This is a genomic window from Nocardia spumae (assembly GCF_020733635.1).
Classification (GTDB): Bacteria; Actinomycetota; Actinomycetes; order Mycobacteriales; family Mycobacteriaceae; genus Nocardia; species Nocardia spumae.
The window spans coordinates 1,390,572-1,417,144 of record NZ_JAJFZL010000001.1 but is presented as its reverse complement, the minus strand read 5'-3'; the positions used below and the strand labels follow the sequence as shown (position 1 = coordinate 1,417,144).

Genomic DNA, 26,573 nt, shown 5'->3' with positions numbered 1-26,573 from the left:
GACGCGGCGTCCGATTCGCATCACCCGAAGTCATCGCTTCCCGCCGCCTCCCTGCGATACCTGCCCGATCGACGGATAACTCTTCCAGATCCGGAGAGCACCGTCCTCATCACCCCGGCGACCGGCGCGCCGAAATCGGACAGCGATGGACCGGACCCCGGTGGACACCGGCACATCCGCTCCCACGAACACGGGTAGTCACCGAGCACACCGGCCGACGTCCCCGCCCTCGCTCGCGCCACCGCCATACGCTCGCGACCTGCGGCGATCACGAGGTCGGACCGACGGCCGCGTCGACGACCGCCACACGACACGCTGCGGTCCCGGGGCGGCGAACGGCAAAATTCGCGGAGAGGCGGTCGAACATGCGAGGATCATTCCCGCATGCCGTGGCGTGGCGGTGGATCCGAGTGGTCCGCCGGTGCGACAATCCGCCGTAGTGTAATGGCAGCACCACTGATTTTGGTTCAGTTAGTTCAGGTTCGAGTCCTGGCGGCGGAGCTGGCGATGGGGCTGCGACCTGCGTCGATGTAGCGGCGAGCCCCGAGCCGACCTCCGCAGGCGGTGACCGTCTCCCGATCGCCGGACCGACAGCGTCCGGAGCCCGGGTTCAGGTGCACTAAGGTGTGGGCGGACGGCCCGCCGCCGGCCACGACAGCCCACACCCGCACGATGACAGGCAGACAGGCAGCCGAGGGAGATCCATGCCACAGCAGACCGCCGTCGTCGTTCTTGCCGCCGGTGCCGGAACTCGAATGCGGTCGAAGACACCGAAAGTGCTGCATTCGCTGGCCGGGCGCAGCATGCTCGAGCATGCGTTGCACGCGGCGAACGAGATCGACCCCACCGCTCTGATCACGGTGATCGGCCACGATCGGGAACAGGTCGGCGCGGCGGTGAATTCCGTTGCGGCCGAACTGAGTCGCGCGATCGTGTCCGCGGTCCAGGAACAACAGCTCGGCACCGGACACGCCGTGCAGTGCGCACTGACCGCGCTGCCCGACGACTTCACCGGCGACCTGCTGGTCACCTCCGCCGATGTCCCACTGCTCGACGGACACACCCTGTCGGCGCTCCTGGACGAGCACCGCAGCTACCACCCCCGCCCGGCGGTCACCGTCCTGACCTTCGCCCCCGAGGACCCCAATGGTTACGGCCGCATCGTGCGCGATCCGGACGGTGGCGTACTCGAGATCGTCGAACATGCCGACGCGACCCCCGAACAGGCGGCCATCGGCGAAGTCAATTCCGGCGTCTACGTTTTCGATGTCACCGTGCTGCGCACCATGATCGGCCGGCTGACCACCGCCAACGCCCAGCACGAGCTGTATCTGACCGATGTGCTGAAGCTGGCGCGCGAGGCCGGACATCCGGTCCACGGCGCCCGGCTGGTCGACGCCGCCAAGGTGACCGGTGTCAACGACCGGGTGCAGATGGCTCAGGCGGCTCGCACCCTCAATCGCTATATCGTCGAACGGCATATGCGCGCCGGGGTCACCGTGATCGATCCGGCCACCACCTGGATCGACGCGGGTGTGCGCATCGCCCGCGACGCGGTGCTGCGGCCCGGGGTGCAATTGCTGGGCGCGACCGTGATCGGCGAGGATGCCGAGATCGGCCCCGATTCGACACTGACCGATGTGGTGGTCGGCGAGGGCGCGAAAGTGGTGCGGACCCACGGCGAGGGTGCGACGATCGGGCCGTCGGCCACCATCGGCCCGTTCGCCTTCCTGCGACCCGGCACGATCGTCGGCGATTCCGGCAAGCTGGGCGCATTCGTCGAGTCGAAGAACGCCACCATCGGCGCGCATTCGAAGGTGCCGCATCTGACCTACGTGGGCGACGCCACCATCGGTGAGTACAGCAACATCGGCGCGTCGAGCGTGTTCGTCAACTACGACGGTGTGAACAAGCACCACACGGTGGTCGGATCCCATGTACGCACGGGAAGTGACACCATGTTCGTCGCACCGGTGACGGTCGGCGATGGCGCATATTCGGCAGCGGGTACTGTGCTGCGTAGAAGCGTTCCGCCGGGGGCGCTCGCCGTGTCCGGTGGAGCACAGAAGAACATTGAGGGCTGGGTGCAGCGGTACCGTCCCGGTACGGCCGCGGCGCAGGCGGCGGCAGACGCGATCGCGGCCGACAACAGGGCGAGTCAAGCAACCGAGCAAAAGGATGGCAACACAGAGTGACCGCGTTCTCCACCGACAACCAGAAGAACCTGATGCTGTTCTCGGGGCGCGCTCATCCCGAGCTGGCGGAGCAGGTCGCGAAGGAACTCGACGTCGCGATCACGCCGCAAACCGCTCGTGAGTTCGCCAACGGCGAGATCTTCGTACGCTTCGAGGAATCGGTGCGTGGATCGGACGCCTTTGTGTTGCAGAGCTTTCCGGCGCCGCTGAACCAGTGGTTGATGGAACAGCTGATCATGATCGATGCGCTCAAGCGCGGATCGGCCAAGCGCATCACCGCAGTGCTGCCGTTCTACCCGTACGCGCGCCAGGACAAGAAGCACCGCGGCCGTGAGCCCATCTCCGCCCGCCTGGTCGCCGACCTGCTCAAGACCGCCGGCGCGGACCGCATCATCACCGTCGATCTGCACACCGACCAGATCCAGGGCTTCTTCGACGGTCCGGTCGACCACATGCACGCGCTGGTCCAGCTGTCGGAGTACGTGCGCAACCACTACAGCACCGACAACGTCACCATCGTCTCCCCCGACGCGGGCCGGGTGAAGGTGGCCGAGAAGTGGGCCGACGCGCTGGGCGGCGCCCCGGTGGCGTTCATCCACAAGACGCGCGACCCGCTGGTCCCGAACCAGGTCAAGTCGCACCGTCCCGTCGGTGACGTCGCGGGCCGCACCTGCATCCTGATCGACGACATGATCGACACCGGCGGCACGATCGCCGAGGCCGTGCGCGTGCTGCGTGAGGCCGGAGCGGGCGATGTGGTCATCGCCGCCACCCACGGTGTCCTGTCGGCGCCCGCCGCCGAGCGCCTGGCCTCCTGCGGCGCCAAGGAAGTCATCGTCACCAACACCCTGCCGATCACCGAGGACAAGAAGTTCTCGTCGCTGACCGTGCTGTCGATCGCGCCGCTGCTGGCACGGACGATCCGCGAGGTCTTCGAGAACGGCTCGGTCACCGGCCTGTTCAACGGCAGCGCGTAACCGCCCACTCCCCCGCCTCCCCGGGACCTGTGCGAGCCGTCGGGCGGCGGATGAGTCGGTCGTCGATCTCACCTCCGGTGCGCCCGGTCGTGGGGGCTGCCCGGTGAGGTACCCGTGTTCTCACGAAATCGGTCGTCCCGTCGGAATCCCTCCGGCGGGACGACTGCTTTCTGCCGAGCTGTCCGACCGGGTCGGAACGGTTAGGCGGGGTAGTTACCCAGCGGCATACCTTTCACTTCGGCGCGGTGCGGCGGTAGCGTTAGCGGTAGGCGCATCGGATTCGCTGTTGATGTGCCGGCCTGCGAGAGAGGTGGGCTGATGATGGCCGACGAACGCGACGAGTACCGAGTGATGGACGAGGTGTTCGAAATGGGCGACGACGACCGCGAGGATTTGGACTACGACCTCGGTGACGACGAGCAGGCCGATGAGGTCCGCGAGTATCAGCGCTACATCGACGACCCGCCGCAGAATCTGGTCTTCAAGTATCACGAGAACGACGACGACGGACGGCTCGGCATCAAGAGCGAGCTCGATCAGGAGTGGACTCGCCGCCGTCATCGCGAGGAAGAACGCTCCGAGGACGATCGGCCCGCCGAGGTGGCGGCCATCGATGTCGTCGACGAACCCGGCGACTGACGGACGAGATCCGCACAACAGGCGCCGGGCGACCGGTCGGTGCCGGGCACTAGATTGGCGGCATGAGCGGATTTTCCGGATTCCCGTTCGCCGGGCTGGACTTCTACGAGGACCTGGAGGCCGATAACTCGAAGGCCTTCTGGACCGCGCACAAGCAGGTCTACGAGGCATCGGTGCGGGCGCCGATGGTGGCCTTGACCGCCGAATTGGAGGACGATTTCGGGGCGGCCAAGATCTTCCGGCCGTATCGCGATGTCCGGTTCTCCAAGAACAAGGCGCCGTACAAGGACCATCAGGGTGCGTTCGTCGCGGTCGCGCCGGGCGCCGGATGGTATCTGCAGGTGGGCGCGCCGGGACTGCTCGTCGCGGGCGGCGTCTACGCGATGTCCTCGGCACAGCTCGCGCGGCTGCGAACCACCATCGACGACGATGTCCGCGGCCCGGAACTCCAGGGCCTGCTCGACGGATTGACCACGGCGGGTTACGAACTCGGCGGTGACCGGTTGAAGACCCAGCCGAAGGGTTATGCCGCCGACCACCCCCGGATCGAGTTGCTGCGCCACAAATCTCTCGTGGCGCGCAGGGATTTCGGGGCACCCGATTGGCTCGAAACTCCCCGCGCGGCCACCGAGATCCGCGCCGCGTGGGAGGATATGCGCCCCCTCGTGGACTGGCTCGCCGCGGTCCTGGGCACCTGATCAGGCAGGTCAGCGCCGCTCGGCGAGAACCAGCACGAACCTGTCGTCCGGATCGGTCCACACCTTTTCGGTCGTGAATCCCGCCCCGGCCAGCTCCTCGGTCAGGCCGTCGATCCGGAACTTCGCCGAGATCTCGGTACGCATCTGCTCACCCGCCGCGAAGTGCACCACCAGATCGAGATCGGTGACGGTCACCGTCATCTCGCGCCGGGCCGCCAACCGCATCTCGATCCATTCGTTGTCGGCGTCCCAGCGCGCGACGTGGTCGAAAGCGTCCGGATCGAAATCGGCGTGCAGCCGAGAGTTCAGGACGTGCAGCACATTCCGGTTGAATTCCGCCGTCACACCGGCCGCGTCGTCGTAGGCGGGGACCAGGACGGCTGGATCGGTGACCAGGCCCGCGCCGAGCAGCAACTGCTCACCCGGCTCGAGCACCCGCTGAATACCGGCGAGGAATTCCGCGCGCTCGGCGGGCACCAGATTGCCGAGTGTGCCGCCGAGGAACGCGATCATCCGGCGGCCGCCCCGGGGCAGATTGTGCAGCGTATCGGTGAAATCGCTGACCACCCCGTGGACCGCCAGATTCGGGAACTCGGCGGTGATCTGATCGGCGGCACCGCGTAGCGCCGAGACCGAGACATCCTGCGGCACATAGGTCTTCAACGGCCCCTCGGACAGCAGGGCCGACAGCAGCAGCCGGGTCTTGGCCGCCGAGCCGGCGCCCAGCTCGACCAGGACCTCGGCCTGGGCGGTGCGGGCGATGTCACCGACGACGCGTTCCAGCAGCGCTCGCTCGGTCCGGGTCGGGTAGTACTCCGGCAACTCGGTGATCGCCTCGAACAGCTCGCTGCCCCGCGCATCGTAGAACCATTTGGGTGGCAGCGTCTTCGGCGTCGCGGTGAGTCCGGCTCGGGCATCCGACCGCAGGGCGGCGTCGAGGTCGTCGTCGGTCAGGTGGATATCGAGGGTCGGTTCGATCATGGACGGGCCCTTTCGGATTCAGCAGGTCCAGCGGAGAGAAGTTGAGGTGAGGCGTCGAGAGGTGTCGCGGTCAGATGGCCGGGTCGCACCGTCAGCACCTGCCGATCGGCGATCTCCCGCCAGCGCGGATCGTCGTCGTAGGGTTCGGACGCCACGGCGGCGAAGTCGTCGGCCACCAAGACCGACAAGGAGTGGTACACGGTTGTCGCCCACAGCGTTTCGCCATCGCCGAGCAGCAGATTCAAGCGGGCGCCGGGAGCCTGCGCGAGCACGGCGCACGCCACCGCCGCGAGTACCTCGGCCACGGCATCGGCGCGCGGCACGGCGCCCTCGGGCGACCCCGCGGAGTGACCGTCGGCGCCGCGCGAGTGCCCGATTCCGGACAGGGCCGCACACAGGATTACCCACAGCACCGCCGAATCGGTGGCGGCCTCGGCCGTCAGCAGATCCGGCGCGCCGAAGCGCGCGGCCACCGTCGGCAATACCAGGCGCCAATCCGGGATCACCCCGTTGTGGCTGAAGGCCCAGCCCGCGTCGATGAACGGAGCGCAGGCCGAACGCTCGACGGGCATGCCCACCGTCGCCGACCGGACCGCACCCAGCACCGCCGTCGACCGCAATTGCGGCAGCACCTCGTCCACGGCGGGATCGGTCCAGATCGGCGCGGAGTTCCGATAGCGGCTGGCCAGCAGCGCGATCGGCGAGCGACCGCCGATTCGTCCGGCCGTCCGGCCGTCGGCCATATCGCTGCCGTCCACCGACGGCACCTCTGCGGGCACCCACCACGCGACACCGAAGCCGTCGGCGTTGATGGTGCCGCCGCGGCGCATGTCGTTGGGTGCCCATGCCTGTGTGCGCAGCGAATGCGCACCCCGTGTGAGGAGCTCACCGACCGCCGCGGGCGGTCCGAGATAGCCGAGATGCCGGCACATCAGCGCTCGTCCGGTCGCAGATCGCGGGCGAGACGGAACCCGGAGAAGATCTGGCGCCGGATCGGATGGTCCCAGTTGCGGAAGGTACTGCGGCAGGCGACCGGATCGGTGCCGAAGGAGCCGCCGCGCAGGACCCGGTAGTCACCGCCGAAGAACACCTCGGAGTACTCGCGATAGGGGAAGGCGCCGAATTCGGGGTACGACTCGAAACCCGATGCGGTCCACTCCCAGACGTCACCGATCAGCTGATGGACTCCGGTAGCGGACGCCCCCGCCGGGTACGCGCCCACATCCGCGGGTTCCAGATGGCGCTGGCCCAGATTGGCGGTGGTCTCGTCGGGTTCGGCGTCACCCCACGGATAGCGGCGGGAACGTCCGGTCGCGGGATCGAATCGCGCGGCCTTCTCCCATTCGGCTTCGGTCGGCAGCCGCTTGCCGGCCCAGGTGGCATACGCCTCGGCCTCGAACCAGCACACGTGCACCACCGGCTGCTGCGGGCGCACCGGCACGGTGGCGCCGAAAACCCGGCGCCACCAACGATCGTCGGAATCGCGCTCCCAGAACTGCGGAGCCTCCAGCTCGGCGTCGGTCCGGTGCGCCCAGCCCTGTCGCGACCACAGTTCGGGACGCCGGTACCCGCCGTCGGCGATGAAAGCCTGGAATTGCGCGTTCGTGATCGGCGCCGCATCGATCGCGAATCCGGGCACATGGACGCGGTGTTCTGGCCGCTCGTTGTCCAGTGCCCAGGGGTCGGTCGAGGTGCCCATGACGAATTCGCCCGCCGGGACCACGACCTCGTCGCCGACCGCGATCCGGGCGGCTGGCGCGGGCGGGGCCGAGAGGACGGCGGGTCCGCGCCGCAGCTGATGGGTGGCCAGCATGGTCTCGTCGTGCTGCTGCTCGTGTTGCGCGATCATGCCGAAGGCGAAGCCGCTGTCCACCAACCGATGTCCACGCAACGGACTGGAATCCAGTACATCCCAGACCTTTTCTCGCACGCTCCCCACATATCCGCGCGCCTGTCCGGGATCCAGCAGCGGCAGCGCCGGGCGATCGGCGCGGGCATGCCGGAACGCGTCGTAGAGATGGTCGATATCGGCACGCACCGGCTCACGGCCGCCGACATCGCGGACCAGCCACAACTCCTCCTGATTACCGATATGGGCCAGGTCCCAGACCAGGGGGCTCATCAGCGGTGAATGCTGAGCGATCAGCTCGGCTTCGTCGACCGATTCGATCAGCCCGGTCGTCCGGGCGCGTGCCCTGGTGAGAACCTCCGCGATCTGCGCGCGTAATCGCTCCGTCTCGGCGTGATCGGTTCCGGCGTGAACGGTCATCAGTGCTCTCCCAAGCGTCGTACCCAGCGGCCCCGTCGGACCGAGCCGATCTCTGCGTCACGGTTCATTCCGCGGCCTCCTCGGGCCGGCAGTGGACGATCGCCCCGGACGGGGTCAGGCCCGCGCGACATCGCCGTGCGGCGTCCCCGATCTGATCGGCGGCCGTGTCGGTGCGGGCGTTGTCGGCGGCCAGGGTCAGCAGATCGACGGCCACCGCGCGGATCTGCGGGTCGGCCAGGCCGCAGCGCGCCGCCAGCGACCATTCGTCGGCGACCGGATCGGCCAGGTCGGCCGCCTCGGCCACGACAGCCGGTGCCGACATCAACGCGTCGAGGACGTGGATCGGCACCGTCCACTGGTCGCCCGGTTGCGCATCCAGATAGCGGACCTCGAGATGACCGGATGCGCGCACGGGCGGGAAGACGGTGGTCAGGTGATAGTCGAGGTCCTCGGCCTCCGGGCGGCGGCCGATCTCGTCGTCGAGCGCACCGCACAGCCAGTCGGCGAAGCTCGCCCCCGGCGGCGCGGCCCAGTCACTATCGGATTCGCCGCGGCGCACGCACAGCAGCGGCACGTCCAGTGCCCAGCGTCCGTAGTCGACGATCGGATCGTCCCAGTTCCGGACGGGCGGGCGGGTGCGGGTGTGATCGAGGCGCAACCAGGTCCGCATCCGTTGCGACGCCCATGCCCCGACGGGGGCACCGTGCAGGTCCGGCGAGCAGGCGAACGCGGCCAGCAAGGCCGGCCCGATCGCGTACAGCGTGTTCCACCGGGCCGCGATCTCGGCCCGGTCACCACCGGCGTCCACGCTGACCTGTGTGGCGGCCGTATTGCACATCATCAGCTTGCCGTACGGGCCGACACCGGCGAACGATCGTTCCATCGCGCGATAGCGCGGTAATCGGAGCAGCCTGCGGGCCTGCCGATCGGCATCGGCGGCGGCGGATATCGTTCGGATGGACCTGGCTTCGAGCAAGCCGGAAAGAAAGTGAGAGTCCTCCAGCAGCTGAGCGCACAGCTGCGAGGCGTCATCGAAGGGGGCGCTCGACAGTTCGATCTGACCACCGGGTTCGAGGGTGATCCGACTGCCACCGGGGAGCACTTTGGCGGGAGAATCGGGCGAAATGGACTGCGGCGCATAGGGGCCCAGCGCGTCCGCCAGCGCCGACAATCGCGGACGCGAATCCGACGCCGACGGCTCGCTACAGATGGTGAGCCACTCCAGTTCGGCGCCGATCAAGGCGGGCGGCCCCTGCTTGAAACACACACCCCCCACATAGGCCTCCGCCGCGGCGCGCGAGGAGAGGCCGACCCCTGGCTCGGCCGGCGCCTTGTCCACAGTTACCGCCATGCCAACCTCCGCTCAGCCCCGCACAGATCACGCATCCCCTCCGGCCGCTGTGCCGTCGGGATCGCGTGTAGCCGTACAACGAGAGACCACACCCGGTTCTTCCACCGACCCGAACCAGCGTAGCCGCGCCTACCGACACAGACTCCGAAGAAATGGTGAACAGGCCGGTCACGGCCCCACCGACAGCACTACCGCACCCACCGAAAGCCGCTGCTCGAGCTCGCGATGGGCGGTCGCGACCGCCGCGAGCGGCACCCGGGCGTGAATTCTGGGTTTCAGTTCGCCCCGCACGGCAGCGGCGAGCGCGCCCTCGGCATCGGCGCGCTGTTCGGCATCGGATTTGCGGATGACGACACCGAGCGCGCCGCACACCGTGAGGCCTCGGTGCGACACCGTCGGGGCGTCGACCGGTGCCCAATCGCCGGACGCGAAACCGTACAGCCCGATCCGGCCGGCGCCGTCGGCAGCGGCCGATATGGCCTGTGCGGCGACCTCGCCGCCGACCGCGTCGAGGACCAGATCCACCCCGCGCCCGCCGGTCAGCGCACGGACCCGGGCACCCCACTGACCGGACTCGTAGTCCAGCGCGTGATCGGCGCCGAAGTCGGCCACGGCGGCGGTCTTCGCGGTGCCCGCCACGCCGATCACCCGGGCTCCCGCGGCCTTGGCCGTCTGGACCACCATCGAGCCGATCCGCCCGGCCGCCGCGGTGACCAGCACCGTATCCGACGAGCTCAGCCCCATCGCGGTGAGCAGACCGCGGGCCAAGGCGCCGGACTGGAACACCGTGAGCGCCACCTCGAGATCCAGTCCGTCCGGCACCGGGAAGGTGTAGTCCGCCGGCGCCACCGCCAGTTCGGCATAACCACCGGCCCGGCCCGCCGTCGTCGCGACGACCGTGCGCCCCAGCAGCGCCGGATCCGCCCCCGGGCCGAGACCCACCACCCGGCCGCCGACCTCGAGTCCGGGAACCCAGGGCAGCGGCAACGGATACCGGCCGGAGCGCACGATCACGTCACCGAAAGCCACTCCCGCCCGCTCGACCTGCACCAGCACCTGTCCGGCGGCCGGCGCCGGATCCGCGATATCGGCGAGAACCAGCACCTCCGGATCACCGAATTCCGTCACTCGTACCGCGCGCATCGTTACCTCTTCCGTGTCGAGGGCAGGGTTCGGACGAGACGACCTGTCTCATTCCGGCTACGATGTCCAGCTTCCGAAACTTCCTCCGCCGCGACAAGATTCATCTCCGCGGATCTGTCCCGAAACAGACAAGGAGCCGTAGATGTCTCAGCAGAACGTACGTGTAGTGCGCACCCGCACCCTGCTGCGGCAGGCGCTGATCGAATCGATCGAGGAGCGCGGCTTCGACCGGATCACGGTCGGGGAACTGACCACGCGGGCCATGGTCAGCCGGGCCGCGTTCTACCGCAACTATCGCGACAAGTACGCACTCGTCGAGCAGATCTTCGACGAGGCGACGGCGGAGATGACCGCCACCGACGCACGCGACGACCGCTCCCCCGGACAGCGCTGGGCCGGATTCTTCACCCATATCGACAGCTACCACCGGCTCTACGCGGCATTGCTGGGCCGTAAGGGCAGCCCGTGGTTCGCCGACCGGATGCGGGCCACCCTCGCGGCCATGTCCAGCGAGCATCTGCCGGGGCGGACCGCGACGGCCTTCGTCCCGAGCATCGTGGGGGCGATGTTCGTCCAGTCGATCGTGTGGTGGCTCGAACAGGATCGGCCGTGCCCGCCGGAGCAGATGGCCGCGGAGTCCGCGCAACTGATCCGGGCCGTGCTCGAGGCAGCGTCCGGCGAGACCGGCCCCCGATGACCTACCGTCGATACCGTGCTCGACACTCAACGCCTGCGCGCCGACATCCCCGCCTACGCCGACGCGGCCGGACCGCCGCCGGTATTCCTCGACAGCGCGGGGTCCTCGCTACCGCCGCGGGTCGTCATCGACACCATCACCGCACATCTGCGTCGCGAAGGCGAGATCGGCGGATATCGGGCGGCCACTGAGCGGCTCGACGATCTCGCCGGGGTCAAATCCGCCATCGGCGCCCTGATCAATGCCGACGCCTCCGCAATCGCCCTGAGCGACAGCGCCTCTCGGTCGTGGTCGGATTTCTTCTACGCCATCGGACTCGGCCCCGGTGACCGGATCCTGATCTCCGGTGCGGACTACGCGAGCAACGCCATCGCCGCCCTGCAGCGCGCCCGGGCCTCCGGAGCCTCCGTCGAAGCGATACCGAGCGATCCCACCGGCCGGCTCGATCTCGAGGCCTTCGCCGATCTGCTCGACGAGCGGGTGAAGGTGGTATCGCTGTTGCACGCGCCGACCAACGGTGGCCTGGTCAATCCGGTCGCCGAGGCCACCCGGATCGCCCATCGGGTGGGTGCGCTGGTAGTGCTGGACGCGTGCCAGTCCGCCGGCCAGATCGCAATCGACGTCACCGAACTCGGCGTCGACGCGATGTCGGCCACCGGACGGAAATGGCTGCGGGGTCCGCGCGGCACGGGATTCCTCTACGTGCGTCCGGAGGTGTGCCGGGAGCTGGAACCGAGCCGGCTGGATCTGCACAGCGCCACCTGGACCGGCCCGCAGGAGTACCGGCTCGCCCCCGACGCCACCCGATTCGAATTCTGGGAATGCGATGTGGCGGCCCGGCTGGGTCTGGGCGCGGCCGTCCGCTACCTGCTCGATCTCGGACCGGAGCACGTGTTCGCCGCGGTCGCGGCCAATGCGAACCGGCTGCGCGACCAGCTGCCATCGATCCCCGGCGTCACCGTGCGCGATCTCGGAACCGAGCGCTCGGGCATCGTCTCGTTCACCATCGAAGGGCTCGATCCGGTCGAGATTCGTGACCGGCTGCGCGATTCCGATATCACCGTGACCGTGAGCCATCGGAGTTCGACCCTGCTCGATATGTCGGCGCGGCGCCTCGACTCCGTCGTGCGCGCCTCACCACACTGCTTCGTCAGCGTCGAGGAACTCGACCGATTCCTCGACGCGGTCGGCCGCCTGGCCCGCCGCAGGCGCTGAACGAGCGCAGGAAAGCTATTGCAGGACCGGATCTTCCGCCGCCTCGACCGGGTACCGGGAGCCGAGCGGCGCCCGGTCGCCGTAGACGAAATTCGCCACCAGATCATCGGCGACCCGGGCCAGATCGTCGCGTCCCTCCACTGCGGCACACCAATCCAGCGGCAGTGCGGTGAGCCCGTAGCAGGCGCCGAGCAGATTTCCGGTCACCGCGCCGGTGGAGTCGGAATCGCCGGAGTGGTTGACCGACAACAACAGTGCGCGGCGCAGATCCCCGGTGCGGGCGGCGTCGAGGGCGCAGTAGACCGCGACCGCCAGACATTCCTCGGCGACCCAGCCCTCACCGACCACCTCGACACCCTCGGAGGTCCCCGGACCCGCGTCGGCCGCGCTGACGGCCTTGCGCAGCGCCGCGGCGGTCTCCCCGCCGCCCGGGACGGCCTCGGCCTGAATCACGGTCTCGTGCACCGCTGTTCGCACGTCGGCGCCGTTCACGACCCGATCGATGACGGCGGCGAAGGCACCGGCGGCGAGATATCCGGTCGGATGACCGTGGGTGAGCTGGGCACAGCGGGCGGCCCACTCGAACGCGACCTCCGGGCCGAGCGCGGCAAGCCCGAACGGTGCCGACCGCATCACGGTGCCGCAGCCCTTGGAGTCGGGATTCACGGGTCCGGGCGTACCGAATGGATGTGGCGGAATAAATTGTCCCGCTTGTCGATTCAAGCCACCCATACAGGCGTTACCCGGTGCGCGGACGGCGTACAGATAGGGCAGGCCCGCCAGCCAGCCGTCGGGCGTCGGCTCCGGCAGATGTTCACGTTGGGTGCGCAGCCATCGCAGATAGGCCCGGCGCAGCACCGGCGCCGGATCCGCGCCGGGCGCGCAGCGCAGCAATCCCTCGGCGGTGAACAGCGTCATCTGGGTGTCGTCGGTGATCTGCTTGGGCGCGGGGTCACCGGCCGACGGCGCGAAATCGGTGAGACCGTCGGCACCGAACCGGTCGCGGATCTGCGCCAGCTTCAGGAACTCGATCGGCCACCCGAGCGCGTCACCGACCGCCCCGCCCAGCAGTACACCCCGATATCGGTCGTAAACAATGTCGTGGTCGCGCACAGTCGCCCATCATGGCAGATTGCCGGCCGAATACGGGCCGGAGGCAGGCTGCCGGCGCTCAGTGCAGCTGGTTCTGGGCCGGTTCCAGACCCACGCGCAGTAGCAATTCGACTGCGTCGGCGGTCTGTTCGACCAGTACCGGGACCTCTTTACGTTCGGCCGCGGAGAACGGTTTCAGCACGAAATCGGCGGGATCCTGGCGGCCGGGGGGACGACCCACACCGAATCGCACCCGCAGATAGTCCTTGGTGGACAAGGCATTCGAGATGGAGCGCAGACCGTTGTGGCCGCCCTCGCCGCCACCGCGCTTGAGCCGGATATCGCCGAAGGGCAGATCGAGTTCGTCGTGCACGACGATGATCTCGGTCGGCGGAACGGAGAAGAACCGCGCGAGTGCCGCGACCGGTCGCCCCGAGAGGTTCATATAGGTGCGCGGTTTGGCCAGCAGGATCTTGCGGCCGTCGAGCCGGGCCTCCACCAGATCGGCGCCCGACTTCTTGTGCACGGTGAACCGGCCGCCGATGCGCTCGGCGAGCACATCGGCGACCAGGAAACCCGCATTGTGTCGCGTCCGCTCGTATTCGGGGCCCGGATTGCCCAGTCCGACCACGAGTGCGGGCGCGTTCGAATCCGTCATCGGAAACGGTGGAGGGGCCGAATTATTCGGCGCTCTCGCCTTCGGCCTCGGCCTCGGCCTCGGCTTCACCCTCGGTCTCCTCGGCGGCCGGGGCGACGATGATGTTGACGATCAGCTGCTCCGGATCACCGGCCAGCGTGGTGCCCTTGGGCAGCTCGATCTGACCGGCGGTGATCTGGGTGCCGGCCTCGGCGCCCTCGATCGAGACCTCGATGGACTCGGGCAGCTTCAGGGCGTCGGCCTCGACCGACAGGGTGGTGGTCTCCTGAGTGACCAGGGTGCCCGGGCCCGCATCGCCGGCCAGCGCGACCGGCACGTCCACGACGACCTTCTCGCCACGCTTCACGATCAGCAGATCGGCGTGCTCGATGTAGCGGCGGATGGGGTGCACGACCACGGACTTGGTCATCGCCAGCTGCTTCTTGCCGTCGATCTGCAGGTCCACGATGGCGTTGGTGCCGTGCTCGCGCAGGATCGCGGCGAAGGCCTGTGCGTTGACCGACAGATGCTTCGGCGCCTCACCGTGGCCGTACAGGACGGCGGGGACGTTGCCGTCGCGACGGGTACGGCGCGCGGCACCCTTGCCGAATTCGGTGCGGGTCGTGGCTTCGAGGACGCTGACGTCGGACATGACTGGAATACTCTCCTACGGCTTTCCGGGGCGGACGGTGTGCTGGCCAGGTGCCATCCGGAATCGGATCACCCTGGCGAAAGGGTCTGCTCGTCGGGCGAGCACCGCACGACAACGGCCGGAAGCCGAGCCGCGTCGATCACGGTGTGCACCTGGGTGCGACACCCTCGCCGAGACAACCTGAGAACAATAGCATGTGGCGGAAAACGCCCCGCGCAACCCCCTGATGCGGTAATACGATCCCGCGAATCAGGCCGATTCGGCGCGGAATGTCGCCGCGTAGCAGTCTACGTAACGGCGGCCCGATCGCATCGCAAGTTCCACCATCAAATCGTCGGTCGCGGCCCGTACCGCGGCGCGATCGACGGGTTCGAAGCGTCGCGGCGGCCCGAAGACGATGCGCACCTTGCCGAAACGCAGCCCTCGACGGCCCCGGCGATTCACCAGATCGGTCCCGGTCAGCGCCACCGGGACAACGGGCGCACCGGTGCGCATCGCCACCCGGATCACCCCGGTGCGCCCGCGGTAGACCCGGCCGTCCGGGGAACGCGTGCCCTCGGGGTGGATACCCCACACTCCGTCGGATTCCAGAATTCGCACCGCCGCGGCCAGCGCGTCGGCCGAGGCGGACCCTCCGGTCCGATCCACTCGCACCTGCCCCGTCGCCGTCATCACCCACCGATTGAGCCGGCCGCGCCATCCGGGCTCGTCGAAATACTGACTCTTGGCCAGGAAGGTGATCCGCCGCGACAGCACCAGTGCCAGATACAGCGAGTCGATCGCGGCCAGATGGTTGGCGGCGATGATCACCGGACCGTCGGCCGGAACATGGTGCAATCCTTCGACTTTCGGCCGCCCCAGCAACCGCAGGATCGGGCCGATCAGGACGAATTTCAAGATCCAGTACCACATGCGAACCCTCCGCGAAGCGCCGTAGACATTGTCTACGGCAGACTAGTAGACAATGTCTACGGAAGTCACGCGTCCCGCCTGGCGAGTCAGCGGCCGCAGCGCACCCACCCCGCGATTCACCGCCCGGCCCGCATCGCCGGCTCGGTGCAGAGGCGACAATGTCTCGCATGGGTGTGGACGGACCGGTGCGGGAACGGCTGGTGAGTGCCGGCGTGGACCTGCTGGAGCAGGTCGGCGCGGCACAGCTGGGGCTCCGGGCGATCGCCCGGCAAGCCGGCGTGTCACACGGTGCGCCGCGGCGCTACTTCCCCACCCACAACGCGCTGCTGGCCGCCGTCGCGGTGCGCGGATTCGCGGATCTGAGCGCGCGTTTCGCGGCCTGCGACGACCAGCCCGCCCGGGTGCGCATCGATCGCATGGCCGGTGAATATCTCGGCTTCGCGGCCCAGCGTCCCGAGATGTTCACGCTGATGTTCCGCCACGACCTGCTTCAGGGCTCCGGGGAGAACCTGCGTCGCAGAACGATTCCGATCTACCGGGCCTGGGCCGAACTGGTCGCCGAGTGCGTCACCGATCGCCCGGAGGAACGCGCCTTCGGCCTGTGGACGAATATGCACGGCATCGCCACGCTGGTCGCCAACCGCAGTGTCGAACTGATCGCGCCCGGGATCACCCTCGACTCGCTGGTCCACACCACGGTCGCACTACACCTGCCCGGGTGAATCGCTCCGGCGTCCGGCACGCCTCTGACCGGGTCCTTTCCCACTGCTCACGGAGTATCCCGGCGCGGGCCGGATTCGCCCGTTCCCGTATTCTGATGCTTTGCCCTGTCCCGCGAAGAGGAGCCGATCGGTGAATTCCCCCTCAGCCAGCACGACCACATCCGGGCGGGTGGCGCAGGAGGCGGAACGGCGGCGCACCTTCGCGGTGATCTCCCATCCCGACGCGGGTAAATCGACGCTCACCGAGGCCCTGGCGCTGCACGCGAAGATGATTTCCGAGGCCGGCGCCATTCACGGCAAATCCGGCCGCAAATCCACCGTCTCGGACTGGATGGAAATGGAGAAGGCGCGCGGTATCTCGGTCAGCTCCACCGCGCTGCAGTTCGAATACGGCGACTGCGTGATCAATCTGGTCGACACCCCCGGCCACTCGGACTTCTCCGAGGACACTTACCGGGTGCTGACCGCTGTCGACGCCGCGGTCATGCTGATCGACGCGGCCAAGGGCCTGGAACCGCAGACGCTCAAGTTGTTCCAGGTGTGCCGCCACCGCGGCATTCCGGTGATCACCGTGATCAACAAGTGGGATCGGCCCGGGCGCGCGCCGCTCGAGCTGCTCGACGAGATCAGCGAACGCATCGGCCTGACCCCGACTCCGCTGTTCCTGCCGGTCGGCATCGCCGGTGACTTCCGCGGTCTGCTGCGGCGCGGTGCGGACGGCGTCGCCACCGAGTACGTCCACTTCACCCGCACCGCCGGTGGCGCCACCATCGCGCCCGAGGAGTCCTACTCCCCCGAGCAGGCGGCCGCGCGCGAGGGCGAGCCGTGGGAGACCGCGGCCGAGGAGAGCGAGCTGCTCTCGGCCACCGGTCAGGATCACGATCAGGAGCTGTTCCTCGCCGGGCAGACCTCGCCGGTCATCTACGCCTCGGCCATGCTGAACTTCGGCGTGCGGCAGCTGCTGGACACGCTGGTGGCCCTGGCCCCGTCACCCGGGCCGCGCGCCGATATCGGCGGCGCCGAGCGGGAACCGGCGGATCCGTTCAGCGCGGTGGTGTTCAAGGTGCAGGCCGGGATGGATGCCGCTCACCGCGACCGGCTGGCCTTCATGCGCATCGTGTCCGGGGAGTTCGAACGCGGCATGGTCGTCACCCATGCCCAGACCGGCCGCCCGTTCGCGACCAAATACGCACTCACGGTCTTCGGCCGGGAACGCGCGACCGTCGACACCGCCTATCCGGGTGATGTGGTCGGCCTGGTCAACGCGACCGCACTCGCGCCCGGTCACACCCTGTTCGTGGACAAGAAGGTGGAATTCCCGCCCATCCCGTCCTTCGCGCCGGAACATTTCGCGACCCTGCGCGCTCGCAGCGCCGGCAAGTACAAGCAGTTCCGTAAGGCCATCGACCAGCTCGATTCCGAAGGTGTCGTGCAGGTGCTGCGCAACGATGTGCGCGGCGACGCCTCTCCCGTGCTGGCCGCGGTCGGCCCGATGCAGTTCGAGGTGGTGACCGCCCGGATGCAGGCCGAATTCAATGTCGAGACCCAACTGGACTTCCTGCCCTATCAGCTGGCACGGCGCACCGACGCGGACTCCGCGGCGGAACTGGATCGTCAGCGCGGAGTCGAGGTGTTCACCCGCACCGACGGCGCGATCCTGGCCCTGTTCAGCGACAAGTGGCGGCTGCAGTACATCCGGAAGGAAATGGCCGAGCTGACCCTGGAACCGCTGGTCGCGACCGCGGACTGACGACGAGGCCGGTGTCAGCCGATCGCCTCGTCGGGCTCTTCCTCGGGCTGGACCGGGGTGTCCTCGATATCGGCCACCACCGCGGGGATATCGGGCACGGCGCCGGGCTCGCCGGTGATCACACCCCACCTGCTCGCGGTCAGGCGCAGGCTCGGCAGATCCGAGAGCGACAGCACCACCTCGTAGGTCCGCTCATAGCCGGTGTGCGCGATCCGCCAGTGGCCGTCGTCGCAGCGTACGTACCGGTCGTTGTAGAAGGCCGCCCCGCGCAGCAGCATGTTGTGGCCGGGAATGAGCACCGTATCGGCCAGATACCAGGTCCCCGTCGCCACATCGCCGTCGATATCGATCTCGGGGTGGTCGCACCGGTGTTCGGTGATGACGTGTGGGCCGAGGGTATTGCGCATGAACGCCAGGAAGGCGTCACGCGACTCGAACTGCAAGTACTCGCTGTAGGTCGCCGTCGCCTCCGGGATCATCGTGTCGGCGAAGTCTTCCCATGACTTGGTGTCCAGTGCTCGCAGGTACCGGAACTTCAGCCGGCTTATCGCGGAGACGGCATCGGAGTCCATACCTCAACAATCCCACCGGATCCGGCGAATCTGCGCAGATCGGAAAATCTGTATCGGATCGCTATACAGCGTCCGGCACCCCGATCCGGTCAGGACCCGTTGATGGTGAAGCAGGTTTTGCAGAAATCCTCGCCGAATTCGGTGAGGCGCAGGCTCTTTCGCACGATCTTGGGCACCCGGCCGGCCTGTTTGAGGGCCGTCTCCACGATCGGCTGGACCTCGAGCACCATATAACGGCTCAGCACCACCGGATCGTCGGATGTGGTCAGCAGACCGAGCCTGGTCAGATTGATCAAATACAGCCGTGACCGGTCCGGATAGCGCACGCCGGCCTGTTCGGGCACCGAGGTCAGATCCCCCGCGACCAGCTCGGATCCGATCCCCAGCGGCCGGTTGGTACGCACGTCGACCGACGGTTGCGGGCCGTTGATGGCCATGAACCGCAGGATGCGGGCCTCATCGGAGGCCAGTTGGTCGAGGATGCGGTCGTAGGCGGGATGCACTTCCTCGGTGAAGTACACATCGGCGGATCGCGCCAGCAGATTGTCACCGCGGCGGCGCAGATCCGCCAGGCTGGCCGAGCGGACCAGCCCGGCGGTCGACGGTGTCGCCGCACTCCCGTTGGTGGGCACGTAACTGACGATCTCGCGCACCGAACCCTCGGTCACGCCGAGCACACTGCGCGCGACGGACTGCAGTGCGGCGCCGGTGCGTTCGGCGATCTCGGTGGAGGATTCGCCGTCCAGCGCGGCCTGCGCGATCTGCTTGGTGACCTCGAAGCCGGTGCCGACCGCCCACTGCCCGCCGCGGACCGCGGTGCCGGCCGCCAGACCCGCAGCGCGGAAAACGCCGCGGATCATCCGCGCTTCGTTGCTGATCTGCCGCTTCTCCACATCCGAGCTGCGTTCCACAGCGCGGGAACCGGGTCGGACCACATCCTGTCCGGTCCTGTCGTCTGTCACGTCCGTCTCCGAATATCGCCAGGTGAACGAGTCCGTTCACATATTCCTACCGCACCACGCGGGCTACCGGATCACCGTCGGCGGCCCCGCACCATGAGCACCGACACCCACAGCGATTGCGGCATGAATGTGGTTCCGGTCATTCTTGCGGCCACCGCTGTCCGGTGCGACATTCCCATCGCACGATGTGATCGAAGTCTCTGCCGATACGCTACCGTGTACCAGCTTCCAACCCGAATTCGATAGCGACTTCCGCGGTGGTCACGCGGGCTGCCGCCTTCGGCCGCGTCGCTACAGTCGCCAATTGGACCCGTTTCCGGAATTCACAGTAAGGTTCGCTCGGCCGACGGGGTACGTTGAAGTGCCGGTGTGACGGCGGTCACCGGTAAGGGGTCGGCAGGAGGGTGTCGTGCTGGATAGTTTGCTGGGTTTTCACCCAACGATTTTGCTGGAACTGATCACGATCCCCCTGTTCACAGGCGTTATCGGCTATATCACGAACTGGACGGGCATCCTGATGCTGTTCAAGCCGCTACGCTTTCACGGGTTTCGGACGCCGGGTCTGAAATGGCTGTTTCCGTATCTGCCCAAGCGCATTCAGGTACTTCCCCTACTGCAGTACGACGGCCGGATGGGATGGCAGGGAATCGTTCCTTCCCGCGCCGACAAGATGGCCTCGATCGCGGTCGACAAAGGCCTCTCGAAACTGGGCAGTGTCGCCGACTTCTATCGTGAACTCGAACCCGATGAACTGGCCGCCCATCTCACCGATATGGCGCAGTCCCAGATCCGCGAGATCGTGGAGGACATCGCCCGGCGCGAACACCCTCAACTCTGGTACAACCTGCCCGCCCCCGTCCGCGAGATGGTGCACGAGCGGGTCCGGGAACAGCTGCCGGAGATCCTCAAGGAGCTGACCGACGAACTCGGTTCGAACATCGAACAACTACTCGATGTCAAACAGATGGTGATCCGGTATTTCCAATCCCGGCCGCAGTTGCTCAACACGGTATTTCAGGTGCTGGGCGCCAAGGAGTTGCGGTTCATGCAGAACTTCGGCTTCTATTTCGGCGCGCCGATGGGTCTGGTATTGGTCGGCGTGTTGCACCTGACCCATTGGTCGCCGCTCGTGGTTCTACCGATCGGTGGCGTGATCATCGGCTGGGTGGTGAACTGGATCGGGCTGAATATGATCTTCGAGCCCGCCTATCCGAAGTGGTGGTGCCCGTGGCGGCAGGGTTTGCTGATCAAACGGCAGCCCGAAATCACGGAGGGCTATGCCGAATTGGTGGCGACGCAGATCATCACCATCGCCAATGTCGGTGACGAACTGCTCAACGGACCGCGCTCCGACCGCACCATGCAGGTGCTGGAGGACACGCTGCGACCGGCCACCGACCGTGCGCTGGGTCCCATGCGCGGGGCATTGAAATTCGTGATCGGCAGCCGCGACTACGCCACCTTGCAGACCCGGTTCACCGACGAGGCCAAATCGCTGGCGCCCGCGGCTTTCGCCGATCCCGGCTTCAACGCCCAGCAGAGCAAGCAGGTCACCCGGTACATCGCCAAGCAGATGGCCGCCCTGTCGCCGCCGGACTTCGTCGACATGTTGCGCGCGGCGATCAAACAGGACGAGTGGCTTTTGTTCGTTCATGGCGGTGTGCTGGGGCTCATCGCCGGTTACGCTCATCTCCTGATCTTCGGAACGGAAGTGGCGAAAGTATGGCTGTGAGCGGACCCGGCGCCGCCCCCGAAACCGGTGGTGGCGCCGAGTTTTCGATCGACAACGAGGAACAGGCGGCGGCCGGCGGGCCGCCCGAGCCCGAACTCGTGGAGACGATCGAACATGCGACGTATTCGACCGAACTCGTCGCCCGCCCGCCCTCCGAGCTGGTCGTCGCCGATTCCGGCCGGGCCGGGCCGGTCCGCACCACCACCGGTGTCGTCCGGGTGGCGCTGTCGGCGGTCAGCGAGGTCGCCTCGTGGAGTCTCGGCACCGCGGTCGGGGTGACGGCTACGGTGGTGCGCGGCAGCATGGCGGGGCATCCCCCGCATCGCGTGCTGTCGCAGGCCGGCGATCATGTCCGCGATTCGATGCGCCGTGCCCTCGGCGTCGATGACGCGCGTGACAGCGCGGCCGGTGCCCCCAGCGCGCCGAGTCTGCGCGAACGCGGCGCCGAACTGCTGCGTCGCTCGGCCGACGTGCACGGCGAGGACGCCGACCATCCGGCCTTCGCCCGCATCCTGTCCGAACTGGCCCCCGACGAGGCGCGCATCCTGCGCTTCCTGTATCTCGACGGTCCGCAGCCGGCCCTGGATATCCGCACCGGTCGCGCCCTGAGCGCCGGGACGCAGCGCATCGAGGTCGGGATGTCGCTGATCGGCGAGGCCGCCGCGCTGCGCTATACCGACCGGGCTGTCACCTATCTGACCAACCTGCGCCGCCTGGGCCTGATCACCGTCGAGGGCGACCAACTCGACAATCCGGCGCGCTATCAGCTGCTGGAATCCCAGCCCGATGTGCGGCGGCTGCTCAAGCGCGGGTTCGGCACCAAGGTCGGCTACCGCAGTATCGCGCTGACCTCCTTCGGCACCGAGTTCACCTGCGCCTGCCTGCCGGTGCCGCCGCTCGGTCACGCACTCTGAGTCGTTGGTCCCGTGGTCGGCCCCGGGGGGCCGATCTCTCTCAGCCGACCTCTTCGGCCAGCTCCAGCCAGCGCAGCTCGGTCGATTCCTTCTCGGCCTGCACCTGTTTCAGCTCCGCGCCGAGGCTGACGAGCTTCTCCGGATCGGTCGCGGCCTCGGCAAGTGCGACGTGCAGCCGCTCCTCACGCTCGGTGAGTTTCTCCAGTGCCCGCTCCAACCGGCCGAACTCCTTGCGCGCGGCGCGGTAGGCAGCCGAATCCGTTGCGGGGGCCGCGGTCTCGGACGTCGCGGAGGATCCAGCCGGACGCCGCGCGGCCTCCGCCGCCGCCGCGCGCCTGCGCAGATACTCCTCGATGCCGCCGGGCAGATTGGTGAGTTTGCCGTCGCCGAACAGGGCCCAGGTGGAATCGCTGATGCGTTCGACGAGGTACCGGTCGTGGCTGATCACCACCAGGGTGCCGGGCCAGCCGTCGAGCAGGTCCTCGAGCTGCTGCAGGGTGTCGATATCGAGGTCGTTGGTGGGTTCGTCGAGCAGCAGCACATTCGGCTCGCCCATCAGGATGCGAGTGAGTTGCAACCGCCGGCGTTCACCACCGGACAGATCACCGACCGGCGTGCGTTGTTTGGCCGGGGTGAAGCCGAGCCGCTCGGCGAGCTGACCAGCGCTGATCTCCTTGTCCCCCAGCATGGTTCGCTCAGCGACATCGGAAACCGCTTCCAGCACACGCATATCGGTGGGCAGATCGTCGAGTTCCTGCCGCAGCCAGCCGACGCGCACCGTCTGTCCTTGAATCCGCTTGCCGGATGCCGGATCAGCGTCGCCGGCCAGGGCACGCAGCAGGGTGGTCTTACCGGAACCGTTCACCCCGACCAGGCCGACCCGCTCCCCCGGCGCCAGCCGCCAGGTCAGATCACGGACCAGCTCCCGGCCGTCGGGCGTCGCCAGGGTGACGTCCTCGAGTTCGATCACCACGCGGCCCAAGCGCTTTCGCGCGAAGGACGCCAGCTGCACGGTGTCACGCGGCGGCGGCACGTCGGCGATCAGCGCCTCGGCGGCCTCGACCCGATACCGCGGCTTGGAGGTACGGGCCTGCGGTCCGCGCCGCAACCAGGCCAGTTCCTTGCGCGCGAGATTGCGGCGGCGAGCCTCGCTCGCATCGGCCTGGCGAGCGCGCTCGGCGCGGGCGAAGATCCAGTCGTTGTATCCGCCCTCGTAGCTTTCGACCTTGCCGCCCACCACTTCCCAGGTGCGCGTGGCGACCGTGTCGAGGAACCAGCGATCGTGCGTCACGACCACCAGCGCACTGCGACGGGACAGCAGATGTTCGGCCAGCCACTGCACCCCCTCGACATCGAGGTGGTTGGTGGGCTCGTCGAGGACCAGCAGATCGAGTTCGCGCACGAGCGCGGCGGCCAGCGCGACCCGCCGGCGTTCCCCACCGGACAGATTCGCCACCGGACTGTCCATCCCCAGATCGGCGATGCCGATACCGTCCAGCACGGTGCGGATACGCGGGTTGGCGGCCCATTCGTGTTCGGCTATCAGGTCCGTCCGCGCGTCCTCGGCCAGCCCGGCGAGTACCACCTCGCCGACCGTGGCGCCGTCGGGCAGCACCCCGCGCTGGGTCACCACCGCCATCCGCAGGCCGTTGATCCGGCTCACCCGTCCGCTGTCGGGAGCCTCGAGTCCGGTCAGCACCTCCAGCAGGGTGGTCTTACCGCCACCGTTGAGACCGACGACCCCGATCCGCTCACCCTCCTGCACGCCGAGGGACACGTTGTCCAGCAGCGGGGTGATTCCGAAGCTCTTGTGGACCTGCTCCAGATTGATCAGATTCGCCAAGGGGTCAGTCCTCTCCGAGTACAGCGGGCCTACGGGCACGTGCCGCGAGCTCGAAGGGGTCCGGCCGCGTCGCCGCACCGCCAGCGCTCCCCAGCGGCGGTGCCACGCCCGTCGGCTTCGCATGTGAACCTTACGGCAACAGCGGACACGGTCCCGGTGCGGGCCGCCCGCTAGGGCCGGGCCGACGGATCCGCGAGTTGCGGAGCGCATCGATCCCCGGCTACATTGTCCGCAATTCGATGGCGCTCTCCGGAAGTATTGCCGTAGTGCGGGAGCGCCCATCTCGGATCACGAGGTGTGAAGTGGGCGGCGTGAATGTGTCGACCCCACTATTGGAGAACCTTCGATGATCACCACCGAGTCCAGCCGTATGAAGTTCGGCATCGGCCTGCCCATCAGCGATCCGCGAGCACTCACCGAGTGGGCGGCGCGAGCCGAGGCCGGCCCGTTCAGCACCCTCGGACTGCTCGACCGGCTCGTCTTCCACAATCCGGAACCCCTTGTGACACTTGCCCATCTGGCGGCGGTGACCCAACGAATCCGGCTGCAGACCGAGGTACTGATCGCACCGTTGCGGGAACCGGCGCTACTGGCCAAACAGGTCGCGACCCTGGATCAGCTCTCGGGCGGACGTTTCACCCTCGGCCTCGGCGTCGGCGGCCGCGCCGACGACCACGAGGCCTCCGGCACCGAATTGCACACGCGCGGAAAACGTTTGGACGCACAGATCGCCACCATGCGCCTGTTGTGGTCGGGCGAGCGTTACAGCGACACCTGTGATGCGATCGGCCCGCTACCGCTCACCGCCGGCGGGCCGGAGCTGCTTTTCGGCGGCTTCCGGCCGGTCGCTCTGGAGCGGGTCGCACGCTGGGGCGGCGGCTTGCTGGCCGCGGCCCCACCGTCGTGGGCGCCGCAGTTGTTCGATACCGTGCGCCGATTCTGGAGCGATTACGACCGGCCGGGTTCACCACGCATCGTCGCCCAGGTCAACGCCGCCCTCGGCCCGCGGCAGGTGATCGATGACGCCCGTACCCAGATGTCGGCGTACTACGCCTTCAACGAATACGGGGCGAACATGGTGAACGGCATGATCATCGACGCGCACGGGATTCGCACGGTCGCACAGCAATTCGCCGACCTGGGTGTCGACGAGGTGATCTTCTACTGCTACGGCCGTGACCCCGAGCAGGTCGATCGACTCGCCGATATTCTCGGCTGACCCCTTCGGATGGGCGCCGGTCGGTCAGTGCTGGCCGGCGTCACCCAGTACCCGGGCGCCGGGCACCGGTCCGGTGGCGGTGCGCACGCTGCGGCAGACTCCGGCACCGGCCAGTTCGGCGGAGACCGCGACCGCGGCGGATTCGCTACCGCACAGGAATGCGCAGGTGGGCCCCGATCCGGACACGATTCCGGCCAGGGCGCCCGCCTCGACCCCGGCCCGCAGGGTCCGGCGCAGCGCGGGATTCAGCGACAGCGCCGCGGCCTGCAGATCGTTACCGAGCAGCGGTGCGAGCTGGGTGGCATCCCCGGAGGCCAAGGCCTGCAACAGATCCTGCGGATCGCCCAGCCGCGGTGGATCGCCCTGCTCGCGCAGCCGATCGAGTTCGGCGAACACCCGCGGCGTCGACAATCCGTCCTTGGCCAGGGCAAGCACCCAGTGAAAGGTGTTGCGCGACAGCACCGGCAGCAGTCGTTCCCCACGACCGCGGCCCAGCGCCGTACCGCCGTGCAGCGCGAACGGCACATCGCTGCCGAGTTCGGCGGCGACGGCGGCCAATTCGTCGCGCGACATCTGGAGATTCCACAACTCGTTGAGGCCGACCAGCGCCGCGGCGGCATCCGCACTGCCGCCTGCCATCCCGCCCGCGACCGGAATACCCTTGTCGATCGCGATCTCCACCAGCGGCGCGCGTCCGGCCAGATGTCCGAGGCGGACCGCCGCCCGCCAGACCAGATTGGTCCGATCGGTCGGCACCTGTGCGGCACTCTCACCTTGTACGGTCACCGCCAGTGAGCTCGCCGGAGAGATTCGCACATCGTCGGCGAGCGAGAGCGCCTGGAAGACCGTGGTCAGTTCGTGGTAGCCGTCACTACGCAGATCACCGACCCCAAGATGAAGATTCACCTTCGACGGGGCACGGACAACCACCGAACTGGGTACTACAGACAGCACGGGGCTAGGTTATCCGGCCGTGCGGCAAACGGCTGGTTTGCCGCGCACCTCGGTCTCGATGTACCGGTGACAGATCTCTCGCACACCGATGAGCAGCGGTGTTCGCGGCGTCGCGAACCGCGCCCGCGATCGGCTCCGAATTTCCCCGCCCACCCCTTGCGTGAGGTACCCATGGGGGGTATGTTCAGAGATGTCGGGGATACCCCCTCACCGTATAAGAGCGAGCGAAGGAAGCGATCATGGCTACCAGCACCTACACCGTCACCGGAATGACCTGCGGCCACTGCGTGGCGTCGGTGCAGAAGGAGATCGGCAAGATCGACGGCGTGACCAGCGTCGATGTGGACCTCGCCTCCGGTCGCGTCCAGGTCGAATCCGCCGCGCCGCTGCCTCGGGCCGACGTCACCGCCGCCGTCGACGAGGCGGGATATCAGGTGGCGAGCTGAC

At 67.9% G+C, this 26,573-nt stretch carries 25 protein-coding genes and 1 tRNA gene; 13 read left to right on the top strand and 13 right to left on the bottom strand.

The window, feature by feature from the left end:
• The first annotated feature begins 430 nt into the window (after positions 1 to 430).
• The 5 genes from LKD76_RS05560 to LKD76_RS05540 all read left to right on the top strand — a co-directional run bounded on the left by LKD76_RS05560 (position 431) and on the right by LKD76_RS05540 (position 4,509).
• A tRNA-Gln gene (locus tag LKD76_RS05560) sits at positions 431 to 501 on the top strand.
• A 203-nt stretch (positions 502 to 704) separates the two neighbouring features.
• Positions 705 to 2,195: a bifunctional UDP-N-acetylglucosamine diphosphorylase/glucosamine-1-phosphate N-acetyltransferase GlmU gene (glmU, locus tag LKD76_RS05555; RefSeq protein WP_227979878.1), complete on the top strand. Its 1,491-nt coding sequence runs from the start codon at positions 705 to 707 to the stop codon at positions 2,193 to 2,195.
• Positions 2,192 to 3,172: a ribose-phosphate diphosphokinase gene (locus tag LKD76_RS05550; protein ID WP_227979877.1), complete on the top strand. Its 981-nt coding sequence runs from the start codon at positions 2,192 to 2,194 to the stop codon at positions 3,170 to 3,172. The genes glmU and LKD76_RS05550 overlap by 4 nt, the downstream gene beginning before the upstream one ends.
• A gap of 318 nt (positions 3,173 to 3,490) precedes the next feature.
• Positions 3,491 to 3,811 carry a hypothetical protein gene (locus LKD76_RS05545; RefSeq protein ID WP_227979876.1) on the top strand — a complete coding sequence of 107 codons (321 nt, stop codon included), beginning with the start codon at positions 3,491 to 3,493 and terminating at the stop codon, positions 3,809 to 3,811.
• Between the two features lie 62 nt (positions 3,812 to 3,873).
• Positions 3,874 to 4,509, top strand: coding sequence for a DUF2461 domain-containing protein (locus LKD76_RS05540; RefSeq protein WP_227979875.1), 636 nt, complete (start codon positions 3,874 to 3,876; stop codon positions 4,507 to 4,509).
• A gap of 9 nt (positions 4,510 to 4,518) precedes the next feature.
• Here the strand turns inward: LKD76_RS05540 and egtD are convergent, their stop codons facing one another.
• From egtD to LKD76_RS05515, 5 genes are all read right to left on the bottom strand, one after another.
• Complete coding sequence (gene egtD / locus LKD76_RS05535) at positions 4,519 to 5,490, bottom strand: L-histidine N(alpha)-methyltransferase (RefSeq protein ID WP_227979874.1); 972 nt, start codon at positions 5,488 to 5,490, stop codon at positions 4,519 to 4,521.
• Positions 5,487 to 6,422 carry a class II glutamine amidotransferase domain-containing protein gene (locus LKD76_RS05530; protein WP_227979873.1) on the bottom strand — a complete coding sequence of 312 codons (936 nt, stop codon included), beginning with the start codon at positions 6,420 to 6,422 and terminating at the stop codon, positions 5,487 to 5,489. The genes egtD and LKD76_RS05530 overlap by 4 nt, the downstream gene beginning before the upstream one ends.
• Entirely contained in the window at positions 6,422 to 7,759 is a 1,338-nt protein-coding gene (gene egtB / locus LKD76_RS05525) for an ergothioneine biosynthesis protein EgtB (protein ID WP_227979872.1), read from the bottom strand. The genes LKD76_RS05530 and egtB overlap by 1 nt, the downstream gene beginning before the upstream one ends.
• A gap of 64 nt (positions 7,760 to 7,823) precedes the next feature.
• Positions 7,824 to 9,110 carry an ergothioneine biosynthesis glutamate--cysteine ligase EgtA gene (egtA, locus tag LKD76_RS05520; RefSeq protein WP_227979871.1) on the bottom strand — a complete coding sequence of 429 codons (1,287 nt, stop codon included), beginning with the start codon at positions 9,108 to 9,110 and terminating at the stop codon, positions 7,824 to 7,826.
• Positions 9,111 to 9,278: 168 nt separating this feature from the next.
• On the bottom strand, positions 9,279 to 10,253 hold the full coding sequence (locus LKD76_RS05515) for a zinc-binding dehydrogenase (RefSeq protein WP_227979870.1): 975 nt from the start codon (positions 10,251 to 10,253) through the stop codon (positions 9,279 to 9,281).
• Positions 10,254 to 10,395: 142 nt separating this feature from the next.
• Here LKD76_RS05515 and LKD76_RS05510 point away from each other — a divergent pair, with 142 nt between their 5' ends.
• On the top strand, positions 10,396 to 10,950 hold the full coding sequence (locus LKD76_RS05510; RefSeq protein WP_227979869.1) for a TetR/AcrR family transcriptional regulator: 555 nt from the start codon (positions 10,396 to 10,398) through the stop codon (positions 10,948 to 10,950).
• Positions 10,951 to 10,965: 15 nt separating this feature from the next.
• Positions 10,966 to 12,165 carry an aminotransferase class V-fold PLP-dependent enzyme gene (locus LKD76_RS05505; protein ID WP_372465747.1) on the top strand — a complete coding sequence of 400 codons (1,200 nt, stop codon included), beginning with the start codon at positions 10,966 to 10,968 and terminating at the stop codon, positions 12,163 to 12,165.
• Positions 12,166 to 12,180: 15 nt separating this feature from the next.
• Here LKD76_RS05505 and LKD76_RS05500 read toward each other — a convergent pair whose 3' ends face one another.
• From LKD76_RS05500 to LKD76_RS05485, 4 genes are all read right to left on the bottom strand, one after another.
• The gene (locus LKD76_RS05500; protein ID WP_227979868.1) at positions 12,181 to 13,278 is read right to left on the bottom strand and encodes an ADP-ribosylglycohydrolase family protein; all 1,098 of its coding nucleotides are present in this window, start codon (positions 13,276 to 13,278) and stop codon (positions 12,181 to 12,183) included.
• Positions 13,279 to 13,336: 58 nt separating this feature from the next.
• Positions 13,337 to 13,915 (bottom strand): aminoacyl-tRNA hydrolase, encoded by a 579-nt coding sequence (gene pth / locus LKD76_RS05495; RefSeq protein WP_227979867.1) that lies wholly within the window; start codon positions 13,913 to 13,915, stop codon positions 13,337 to 13,339.
• A 22-nt stretch (positions 13,916 to 13,937) separates the two neighbouring features.
• Entirely contained in the window at positions 13,938 to 14,546 is a 609-nt protein-coding gene (locus LKD76_RS05490; protein ID WP_227979866.1) for a 50S ribosomal protein L25/general stress protein Ctc, read from the bottom strand.
• Between the two features lie 249 nt (positions 14,547 to 14,795).
• The gene (locus LKD76_RS05485; protein ID WP_227979865.1) at positions 14,796 to 15,458 is read right to left on the bottom strand and encodes a lysophospholipid acyltransferase family protein; all 663 of its coding nucleotides are present in this window, start codon (positions 15,456 to 15,458) and stop codon (positions 14,796 to 14,798) included.
• A gap of 167 nt (positions 15,459 to 15,625) precedes the next feature.
• On the opposite strand from LKD76_RS05485, the gene LKD76_RS05480 reads away from it, so the two are divergent.
• Both LKD76_RS05480 and LKD76_RS05475 read left to right on the top strand, forming a co-directional pair.
• Complete coding sequence (locus LKD76_RS05480; protein ID WP_227979864.1) at positions 15,626 to 16,180, top strand: TetR/AcrR family transcriptional regulator; 555 nt, start codon at positions 15,626 to 15,628, stop codon at positions 16,178 to 16,180.
• 130 nt (positions 16,181 to 16,310) lie between these two features.
• On the top strand, positions 16,311 to 17,930 hold the full coding sequence (locus LKD76_RS05475) for a peptide chain release factor 3 (RefSeq protein ID WP_227979863.1): 1,620 nt from the start codon (positions 16,311 to 16,313) through the stop codon (positions 17,928 to 17,930).
• Positions 17,931 to 17,944: 14 nt separating this feature from the next.
• Here the strand turns inward: LKD76_RS05475 and LKD76_RS05470 are convergent, their stop codons facing one another.
• A complete protein-coding gene (locus LKD76_RS05470; RefSeq protein ID WP_227979862.1) occupies positions 17,945 to 18,502 on the bottom strand; it encodes a nuclear transport factor 2 family protein in 558 nt (185 codons plus the stop codon).
• 89 nt (positions 18,503 to 18,591) lie between these two features.
• Positions 18,592 to 19,464 carry a DUF4393 domain-containing protein gene (locus LKD76_RS05465; protein ID WP_227979861.1) on the bottom strand — a complete coding sequence of 291 codons (873 nt, stop codon included), beginning with the start codon at positions 19,462 to 19,464 and terminating at the stop codon, positions 18,592 to 18,594.
• A gap of 409 nt (positions 19,465 to 19,873) precedes the next feature.
• Between LKD76_RS05465 and LKD76_RS05460 the strand changes: the two genes are divergently transcribed.
• Both LKD76_RS05460 and LKD76_RS05455 read left to right on the top strand, forming a co-directional pair.
• The gene (locus LKD76_RS05460; RefSeq protein WP_227979860.1) at positions 19,874 to 21,196 is read left to right on the top strand and encodes a DUF445 domain-containing protein; all 1,323 of its coding nucleotides are present in this window, start codon (positions 19,874 to 19,876) and stop codon (positions 21,194 to 21,196) included.
• A complete protein-coding gene (locus LKD76_RS05455) occupies positions 21,193 to 22,110 on the top strand; it encodes an Abi-alpha family protein (protein ID WP_227979859.1) in 918 nt (305 codons plus the stop codon). The genes LKD76_RS05460 and LKD76_RS05455 overlap by 4 nt, the downstream gene beginning before the upstream one ends.
• Before the next feature lie 40 nt (positions 22,111 to 22,150).
• On the opposite strand, the gene LKD76_RS05450 is transcribed toward LKD76_RS05455, so the two are convergent.
• Positions 22,151 to 23,953, bottom strand: coding sequence for an ABC-F family ATP-binding cassette domain-containing protein (locus tag LKD76_RS05450; protein ID WP_227979858.1), 1,803 nt, complete (start codon positions 23,951 to 23,953; stop codon positions 22,151 to 22,153).
• A 346-nt stretch (positions 23,954 to 24,299) separates the two neighbouring features.
• Between LKD76_RS05450 and LKD76_RS05445 the strand changes: the two genes are divergently transcribed.
• Entirely contained in the window at positions 24,300 to 25,172 is an 873-nt protein-coding gene (locus LKD76_RS05445) for an LLM class flavin-dependent oxidoreductase (RefSeq protein ID WP_227979857.1), read from the top strand.
• Positions 25,173 to 25,196: 24 nt separating this feature from the next.
• Here the strand turns inward: LKD76_RS05445 and LKD76_RS05440 are convergent, their stop codons facing one another.
• Positions 25,197 to 26,126 carry a 4-(cytidine 5'-diphospho)-2-C-methyl-D-erythritol kinase gene (locus tag LKD76_RS05440; RefSeq protein ID WP_227979856.1) on the bottom strand — a complete coding sequence of 310 codons (930 nt, stop codon included), beginning with the start codon at positions 26,124 to 26,126 and terminating at the stop codon, positions 25,197 to 25,199.
• A gap of 239 nt (positions 26,127 to 26,365) precedes the next feature.
• On the opposite strand from LKD76_RS05440, the gene LKD76_RS05435 reads away from it, so the two are divergent.
• Positions 26,366 to 26,572 (top strand): heavy-metal-associated domain-containing protein, encoded by a 207-nt coding sequence (locus tag LKD76_RS05435; RefSeq protein ID WP_227979855.1) that lies wholly within the window; start codon positions 26,366 to 26,368, stop codon positions 26,570 to 26,572.
• Position 26,573 lies beyond the last annotated feature (1 nt).

Coding starts and splice junctions, on each gene's coding strand:
- glmU (WP_227979878.1), top strand. CDS start 705: ATGCCACAGCAGACCGCCGTCGTCGTTCTTGCCGCCGGTGCCGGAACT.
- LKD76_RS05545 (WP_227979876.1), top strand. CDS start 3,491: ATGATGGCCGACGAACGCGACGAGTACCGAGTGATGGACGAGGTGTTC.
- LKD76_RS05540 (WP_227979875.1), top strand. CDS start 3,874: ATGAGCGGATTTTCCGGATTCCCGTTCGCCGGGCTGGACTTCTACGAG.
- egtD (WP_227979874.1), bottom strand. CDS start 5,490: ATGATCGAACCGACCCTCGATATCCACCTGACCGACGACGACCTCGAC.
- LKD76_RS05530 (WP_227979873.1), bottom strand. CDS start 6,422: ATGTGCCGGCATCTCGGCTATCTCGGACCGCCCGCGGCGGTCGGTGAG.
- egtB (WP_227979872.1), bottom strand. CDS start 7,759: ATGACCGTTCACGCCGGAACCGATCACGCCGAGACGGAGCGATTACGC.
- egtA (WP_227979871.1), bottom strand. CDS start 9,110: ATGGCGGTAACTGTGGACAAGGCGCCGGCCGAGCCAGGGGTCGGCCTC.
- LKD76_RS05515 (WP_227979870.1), bottom strand. CDS start 10,253: ATGCGCGCGGTACGAGTGACGGAATTCGGTGATCCGGAGGTGCTGGTT.
- LKD76_RS05510 (WP_227979869.1), top strand. CDS start 10,396: ATGTCTCAGCAGAACGTACGTGTAGTGCGCACCCGCACCCTGCTGCGG.
- pth (WP_227979867.1), bottom strand. CDS start 13,915: ATGACGGATTCGAACGCGCCCGCACTCGTGGTCGGACTGGGCAATCCG.
- LKD76_RS05490 (WP_227979866.1), bottom strand. CDS start 14,546: ATGTCCGACGTCAGCGTCCTCGAAGCCACGACCCGCACCGAATTCGGC.
- LKD76_RS05485 (WP_227979865.1), bottom strand. CDS start 15,458: ATGTGGTACTGGATCTTGAAATTCGTCCTGATCGGCCCGATCCTGCGG.
- LKD76_RS05480 (WP_227979864.1), top strand. CDS start 15,626: ATGGGTGTGGACGGACCGGTGCGGGAACGGCTGGTGAGTGCCGGCGTG.
- LKD76_RS05470 (WP_227979862.1), bottom strand. CDS start 18,502: ATGGACTCCGATGCCGTCTCCGCGATAAGCCGGCTGAAGTTCCGGTAC.
- LKD76_RS05445 (WP_227979857.1), top strand. CDS start 24,300: ATGATCACCACCGAGTCCAGCCGTATGAAGTTCGGCATCGGCCTGCCC.
- LKD76_RS05435 (WP_227979855.1), top strand. CDS start 26,366: ATGGCTACCAGCACCTACACCGTCACCGGAATGACCTGCGGCCACTGC.